Genomic DNA, 7,928 nt, shown 5'->3' with positions numbered 1-7,928 from the left:
TAAGGCGCTCTCCGCTTTCGCTGGCAATTTTGAGTAAGTTTATTGCACCCCAACAATTTATTTATTATTACTGTAAAGCTACATAAAGAAAAAGTTAACAAAAATATGACTAAGTTTGCTAACTTAGATTGTATAATTTTGGCCCTAGGGATATATTACTATTAGATTGCACAAATCAAGAAAAGCATTAGTTGTTGTTAAGGTTCATAGTTCTCTTTTAATTTTCAACAACTATGCTTTTCTTCAACAAAAAATATTCAAAGAGGAAATTCACAATGAGTGAAAATTTAGAAACTCGTCGGAAAAAAGTAGAAGAGGTTCGCAACTCTACAGCTAAAGACGCATTAGACGCATTTAATGATCTTTCAGAACCAACGAATAACGGAGATGAAGAGAGATTCAAAGATTTAGGACTACCGGGATTTGCTTCATTTACTAAAGCTTTGGAGCATGATCTGAGTAATGGTTTGGTAAAGGAAAGATCTTTTGACTCTCTACTTAATGCGATCGCCGCAGGTACTCAAGAAGCTTTTAACACGATACTTGGAGGGAAAGTACGTAAGTTAGCCAATCCCCTAAACGCTTACTCATTTCAGCTTATTGGTAACGACTCTAATACTGGACGCATGGAACCTGCACCCAAGTTTCAGATCCGTAATACAGCAATAGATATGGTAGAGCGCTATTGGATGGCTCTGTGTCGAGATATCTCCTTTGACCAATACGAGAATGATCCTTTAATTGCCACTGCTTGTAACGACTTAAATAGTTTGGGATTCGAGGAACAATTTGGGTTTGAATGTACTGCGGGTACAATCTTTCGGGGACCTTATCAAGGCTGTTTCCAAGGACCTCACGTTTCCCAATTCCTCCTACAGGATTTTCAATTCGGCAACCAACCAATTCGTCAGTTACAGTGCTATCCAAAAGAAGGGCTAGATTACATGACGGATCTAGAAACCTGGAACCGGATTAACAACGGCAATATTGATCCTACAGGTCGAGATCAACTCGTGGGTATACGACGGATTATAACCTTACGAGACGCTGGGCAATGGGTACATATTGATCTTCCTCATCAATCTGGTTTATGGGCAACCCTGATTCTCATCGGGAAGAAAGTGCCCGTGTCAGATGCTAATCCTTATAAAAATGATATAAGAAGGGCCTCTGCGTTTGGTAGTTTCGGGGATCCTGATGTAACGGTCCAAAGCGCATTAGCAGGAGTGTATGCTTTAAAACACGCCTGGTTTCAAAAATGGTGTGTTCATCGACGCTTACGACCTGAGGTTTACGCTCAACGTCTTGAACTGTACCGAAGACGTGACATATTACAAGGTCAACCCTTTGATGATGCAAAATTCAACGAGTTGTTTGGTGAAGGAGCAGAAATCTGGAAAAAAACTGCTGTACTAGAACGTATTTTTGAACATAATAAACAACAGAATATTCGTTTTTCCAGAGGTGACGCTGATGGTACCTGGTTACTACCGATGGGGTTTCCTGAAGGATCCCCTACTCATCCCGCCTATCCTGGTGGACACTCGACATTTATAGCCGCTAGTGCTACTATGGCTAAGGCGTTTTTCCAAGACGTGGAATTTCCTGATCCAGTTGTACCTAGTGATGACGGTCAAACTTTGATGCCATACCGTGGCCAAGATAAACTGACAGTCCATGGGGAGCTTAATAAGTTAATCGCTAATGTTACTTTGTTCCGCGATGGTGCCGGAATGCACTGGCGTACTGATGGCACTACTTATGGTAATCCGGGAACATCTATTGCCACAGGAGGCAACTTACTAGGTGAAAAACTGGCAATTACTATGTTGCGTGATATTAAAGAGACTTACCGAGAAAATGTAGGTACGTTTAAATTTAAGAGCATCACAGGAGAAGATATAACAATCTAAACCTGTTAGCGAGGGCAAAAGAGCGATCGCCTTTGATTGTTCTTTTGCCTTTTGAACAATTTAAATGATTAATTCTTTTCTTAATTGGGCGAATGCTCTTAATTTATCAAAAAATTTCTCAGATGAATAGTAATTAGCAAACAGGTCTTGAATATACTCTTCCCGGCTTAATCCTTGAGAAAATTCTGTTTCACTGGTTTCTTCACTTTCAGCTATTATCTCAGAAGAAAGATTCTGACACATAAAACACTCATAATCATGAGTAAAACTAACTTTGAAATTGCCTATTCTAGACCATTTTGTTAAAATTGAATTGACAGAGATAGTTTTATAACGCCCTAAATATAGTGCTTCAACAATGGCTAAACGAATCCAACTAACCGAATATTGTTCTAACCATTCGCTTATTAATTTTTGATAACTGTATTCTCTAGTCTCAAAACCATAATATTTTAGTAAACATTCTATTTCATAAATATTTTTATTTGTTTCTAAATGTTTTTCTGCCATAAACGATGCAGATTTGACTTTAGTAACCAATGGAATTGAGGCTTCTACGCTTCCTACGAGAACTCTTGGTTCATCAAATTCGTACTTAGGTAATGAGCTTAATAACATTGTATCACAAAATTTATGCCTTATTTTAAAATCTTGATTTGAGAAAGGCTTTGAGGCTTTTATTCCCTATTCCCTATTCCCTTTTTAGGTGTTAGGTGTCAGGTGTCAGGTTTTAGGTTTAATGAAGTAAAAAGTTATCGAGATCTAACGGTTTAGCAAAAAGGCTCTCCCGCTAATATGGGGTAAAATGTATTCATCGTGACAGGTCAAACTTTCTCCTGGAGCTTTGAAAGCTCCCCTAAAAACACCACCAGAGGAATGGGTATATTACTATATTATAAAGGAAAATATTAGAAAAGTAATTGATTCTTATGGTAGAAATAGCAGTAATAGACTACGATATGGGGAATCTTCACTCCGCTTGTAAGGGATTAGAAAAAGCAGGGGGGAAACCAAAAATAACAGATTCTCCTGAAGAAATTCTAGCAGCGAAGGCAGTAGTTTTACCGGGAGTAGGGGCATTCGATCCGGCAATGCAACACCTACGCAAAAGAAATCTAGAAAAACCAATCAAAGAAGCGATCGCCAGGGGCAAACCATTTTTAGGTATATGTTTAGGTTTACAAATACTCATGGAAGGTTCGGAAGAGGGGTCTGAAGCAGGTCTAGGAATAATCAAAGGTAGAGTGCGTCGTTTTCAACCAGAACCTAATTTAACCATACCTCAAATCGGTTGGAATCAACTAGAATTAACCCAAAAAAATCTTAAGCTATGGGAAGAATTACCAGCTACACCCTACGTTTATTTTGTCCATTCCTACTATGTAGCGCCTGTGGAAGAAAAAGTTATAGCAGCAACAGTAACCCACGGCAGTCAAACAGTAACAGCGGCGATCGCCTTTGAGAATGTACAAGCGGTACAATTTCATCCAGAAAAATCTAGCAACAATGGTCTAAAAATCCTAGCTAATTTCGTTAATCAAGTGAAAACGGCAAGTAAATCTCAGGTGTATGTCTAGTTAAGATGAGAATTCATGGTAACAGACTGATAAAAACTTTACCAGGAAGAGAAACAAGACCAACTACTGCTAGAGTCAGAGAAGCATTATTTAATATTTGGCAAACTAGAGTAGTGGGTTGCCGTTGGTTGGATTTATGTACTGGAAATGGTACCATGGGTGCAGAAGCCTTGTGTCGTCAAGCTAAACTAGTTTGGGGAATAGAAAAATCAAGCCGCGCCTGCAAGATTATTAGGGAAAATTGGCAACAAATAGCCGCAAGCGATCAAGAATATCAAGTGATCAAAGGGGATGTTAGAGTTAAGTTAAAAACTCTAGGAAAAGAAAAATTTGACTGTATATATTTTGATCCGCCATACCATGAAAGCAATTTATACCAAGTAGTGCTAAATTTATTGTCAGAATATCAAATATTGAATAGTGATGGTGAGATAGCAGTAGAACATGATGCTAAACTCAAAGATAGTTTAGAGTGTTCGGGATTTAAAAAAATCCGCACCAAAACTTACGGAAGTACAGGATTAACCTTTTATAGTTATGAAGATTAAAACCCCGGATTGGGTTAAACAAGCAGTTTTTTATCAAATTTTTCCAGATCGCTTTGCTGTTGGTAAACAACTTACACGGTGGCAAGCTCAAAAATTAGAAGCCTGGATAGATAAACCTACCCTGCAAGGATACAAAGGTGGTAATCTCTGGGGAGTGTGCGATCGCCTAGACTATTTACAAGATTTAGGTATTAATGCTATTTATCTAACACCAATTTTTCAATCTGCGGCTAATCATCGTTACCACACCCACGACTATTACCAAGTAGATCCTTTGTTGGGTGGTAATGAAGCCTTTCAAGCTTTACTAAAAGCTGCACATCAACGAGATATCAAAGTAGTTTTAGATGGAGTGTTTAATCATGCTAGTCGTGGTTTTTTCTTCTTTAACGATATTCTCGAAAATGGACCTTTTTCTCCCTGGTTAGATTGGTTTCTCATCGAAAAATGGCCTATATCTGCCTACGATGGCAGTAAACCCGCTAATTATGTAAGTTGGGTAGATAATCGTGCTTTACCGAAATTTAACCACGAAAACCCCCAGGTTAGAGAATATATTATGCAAGTAGGAGAATATTGGCTTAATCAAGGAATAGATGGTTGGCGTTTAGATGTGCCGGATCAAATTGAGGTGCCAGATTTTTGGCAGGAATTTCGCTCCCGAGTCAAAGCAATTAATCCTGAAGCTTATATTGTCGGGGAAATTTGGGAAGATGCTAGACAATGGTTAGATGGCACTCAGTTTGATGGCGTGATGAATTATTTATTTACAGTGCCCACTATAGCTTTTATCGCAGGCGATCGCGTCGTCAAAAAACACGTAGCTAAAGCACCATACAAACCCTATCCTCCCATAGATGCAGCAGAATATGGTCAGAAAATTCAATATTTACTCGACTTATACCCCTGGGAAATACAACAAACTCAACTCAATTTGTTAAGTAGTCATGACACGGCTCGATTTTTGAGTATTGCAGGGGAAGATGTTGATAGTTTAAAACTAGCTACTCTACTACTATTTACTTTTCCTGGTCCGCCAAGTATCTATTATGGTGATGAAGTTGGTTTAGTGGGAGAAAGCGATCCTGATTCTCGCAGAAGCTTTCCAGAAACTTCTGCTTGGAATCAAGATTTATTGGAATATCACCGCGGCTTAATTAAGTTACGTCACACTCACCCGGCTTTGAGTTTAGGCGATTATCAAATTATCTTCGCCCAAGGTCAAGTTTATGTCTTTACTCGCACCTTGGCAGAATCAAAAATTTTGGTAGTAGTAAACGGCGATAGACAGCCAGTGGAAATTCAGCTAAATCAAAATGAACTAAGTTGGCGACCTGATACTATTTTATGGGGTGAAGCTAGATTAAATTGGCTTGAGAGTGAGTTACAATTGTTCCTCTCCTCTCGTAGCGCTTTGATACTAAGCTAATACTTCTAACTCATTTTCTTTGAAATGAGCTTTAAACTTGTCATCAAACTTCACGAGAATAGGCAGATTAGCGCTAATTGGTCTCCCTCTCCATTCTTGAACTACATCAATGACTTCGCCTTCAAAACCCTTGAGATCAAAAGGCTGCTTCTTTTGCTTGGGATAGTGGTATACAATTACTGAGGTTACTACACGTACGCGATCGCCTATGTTCATAACTTTTTTTCTCTCTTTGCTTGATTAGTTAAAATTTTGTTTGATTTGTTGTTGATAACCTTAATATTTTTGCATAGAATCGTACCAACTCTAAAGGGGTTTGTGGGAAAATATAGCATTTTAACTGAGGCGATCGCTTTTTTCTTTATTCTTGCTTTAAGTATAATTACTTCGTTATTTTTTGCATTTGATCTGTTGCACTTTCAAGTCATATCATGTCCGTTTAATTAGTTATGATAAAGTTCTACCTTCATACCTTCTTCCTTCCCTTCTGCCTCCTGCCTCGGTCTCAGATCTTGCATCTTTATCAAAAGTTACTGGTGAAAGATGCAAGATGTGAGCCTCTGCCTTTTTCAAAAAACAAGTAGAATTTTAAGGGGGGGGTTAGTTTGCAGCTTTGGTATAAGTTAACCGCGAAGTTGAACAGGCATAACTAAATAGGTAACCTGATTGCCATCTAGAGGATTAAAAATAACTGGCTGATTAGCTTCATTGAGTTGTATTTTTATCTCTGAACAATTAAAAGCCCTTAATCCCTCAATTAAATACTTAACATTGAAGCCAATTTCTAAATCATCACCAATAATTTCTGCGGGTAATGATTCTTTAGCGTTGCCTAAGTCTGCCTCTTCTACTTCTAAATATAATTCTGCTTGGTCAGTATCTATAGTAAATTTTACTAAGTTACTGCGTTGGTCTGCCAATACCGCCATTAACTCTAAGCTTTTGAGTAGACGTTTCTTATTTACAGTAACTTGCCGTGAAAATTCATCAGGAATAAGTTTGTAATAATTTGGATAAGTACCATCTAATTTACGACTAGTTAAACGCTGATTACTCAATTCAAAAGCCACCTGAGTTTCATCAAAATAGACTTGAATACTTGCGTCTGGTTCCGCATTATTAAACATTCTTTCTATTTCTCTAAAAGCCCTTACTGGAATAGTCATAGCAAAGGAATCCCCCTCTACTGAATCTGAGACTGAATCCTCTTTGTTAAATTCTTGTATCCCCACAGCTAATCGATGTCCGTCTGTAGCCGCAAATTCCAACTTATCTAAAGTTTTATGCAGATGTAAGCCTGTGAGTACCTGTTTAGTGTCATCTGGACTCGCCGCAAAAGATGTACTCTTGAACCCTTGTAGAAGAGTTTCTCCGGGTAAAACCAGACTCTCTCCTTCAACTACTGGTAATTCTGGATATTCTTCGGCACTCATCCCTCTAATTTGGAAACGTCCTGAAGCTGAAGTTATCGTAAATAGGGGATTTTCTTCTACCTCATTTGGTTGATAAAACATAGTAATCTCCCCCTCAGGTAGACGGGAGATAATATCACTAAGGAGTTTTGCGGGAAGGGTGATTTTTCCCCCTGTAGGAATTTCCGCCGGAAACTGGGTACTAACTCCTAAGCTTAAATCAAAGCTAGTAAGGGTAATTTTTTGTTTTTCTTCGTCGGCAACTAATAACACGTTACCTAGTATCGGGTGAGTAGGACGGGAAGGAACAATACGACTGACAAGAGATAAATTACTATTAAATTCGTTTTGACTACAGATAATTTTCATCTTTGACTAAATTAAATATTTTGAGAATGAATAGAACAATTGTACTATATAAAGACAGTTTTGAGTCTGCATTATTATAGCGCTACTTGATAGGGGAATAGGGAGTTTTCGGAGAGGGGGAGCTCCGGGAGCAGGGGGAGAGGGGGAGAGCATGTAGGTTGGGCCCAAGGTAACGAAACCCAACAATCTAACTCCTTTTTACCGAGTCTCATATCTTGCACCAGAACAAAAGTACTAAATTGGCCAACAGGCGAGAATCAATTTTTAAGCGCGATCGCATTAATTCTTTAACTCATTACTCATTACTTCAAAACTCATTACTCAACCACCACCAGTAACATTAGGTAAAGATGCAAGATCTGAGGAGTGTTATGTGTTGGGTTGCAAGACCTTTAACTCACTGTTCGCTTAAAATAAAAATTATATCTTCCCTGATATTTCAACAGAAGTAATTGAAAGCCTGGAATCCCCGTAACTTTAGTGCGGGGAGGAAAGGCGAACCGACGACTACTCAGACCCTCGCATCTTTACCCAAAGTTACTTGTGGATGAATAATGAGTTTTGAAGTAATGAGTTTTGAAGTAATGAGTTTTGAAGTAATGAGTCTTGAAGTAAGAAGTCTTGAAGTCTTGGAGTTTTGGAGTTTTGAAGTTTTGAAGTAATGAGTTAAAGAATTAATG

7 protein-coding genes are annotated in these 7,928 nt (G+C 38.4%); 4 read left to right on the top strand and 3 right to left on the bottom strand.

Translation table 11 applies throughout. The annotated features are described in order from the left end of the window. The first annotated feature begins 275 nt into the window (after positions 1-275). Complete coding sequence (locus tag MW688_RS18700) at positions 276-1,913, top strand: phosphatase PAP2 family protein (protein ID WP_486737528.1); 1,638 nt, start codon at positions 276-278, stop codon at positions 1,911-1,913. Between the two features lie 60 nt (positions 1,914-1,973). On the opposite strand, the gene MW688_RS18695 is transcribed toward MW688_RS18700, so the two are convergent. After that, positions 1,974-2,531, bottom strand: a complete 558-nt coding sequence (locus MW688_RS18695) for a hypothetical protein (RefSeq protein WP_486737527.1) — start codon at positions 2,529-2,531, stop codon at positions 1,974-1,976. 311 nt (positions 2,532-2,842) lie between these two features. Between MW688_RS18695 and hisH the strand changes: the two genes are divergently transcribed. From hisH to MW688_RS18680, 3 genes are read left to right on the top strand one after another with little or no spacing between them, the layout of a single operon-like run. After that, positions 2,843-3,490: an imidazole glycerol phosphate synthase subunit HisH gene (gene hisH, locus MW688_RS18690; RefSeq protein WP_486737526.1), complete on the top strand. Its 648-nt coding sequence runs from the start codon at positions 2,843-2,845 to the stop codon at positions 3,488-3,490. A gap of 5 nt (positions 3,491-3,495) precedes the next feature. Further along, complete coding sequence (rsmD, locus tag MW688_RS18685) at positions 3,496-4,038, top strand: 16S rRNA (guanine(966)-N(2))-methyltransferase RsmD (RefSeq protein ID WP_486737525.1); 543 nt, start codon at positions 3,496-3,498, stop codon at positions 4,036-4,038. After that, positions 4,028-5,467, top strand: a complete 1,440-nt coding sequence (locus tag MW688_RS18680; protein ID WP_486737524.1) for a glycoside hydrolase family 13 protein — start codon at positions 4,028-4,030, stop codon at positions 5,465-5,467. Before rsmD ends, MW688_RS18680 begins: the two co-directional genes overlap by 11 nt. On the opposite strand, the gene MW688_RS18675 is transcribed toward MW688_RS18680, so the two are convergent. Together MW688_RS18675 and dnaN are read right to left on the bottom strand one after the other, a co-directional pair. Beyond that, complete coding sequence (locus MW688_RS18675) at positions 5,459-5,683, bottom strand: ferredoxin-thioredoxin reductase variable chain (protein ID WP_486737523.1); 225 nt, start codon at positions 5,681-5,683, stop codon at positions 5,459-5,461. The genes MW688_RS18680 and MW688_RS18675 overlap by 9 nt on opposite strands. A gap of 407 nt (positions 5,684-6,090) precedes the next feature. Next, entirely contained in the window at positions 6,091-7,248 is a 1,158-nt protein-coding gene (gene dnaN, locus MW688_RS18670) for a DNA polymerase III subunit beta (protein ID WP_486737522.1), read from the bottom strand. Positions 7,249-7,928 lie beyond the last annotated feature (680 nt).

The organism is Johannesbaptistia floridana, assembly GCF_057440575.1.
This window is presented reverse-complemented; position numbering and strand designations above follow the sequence as displayed.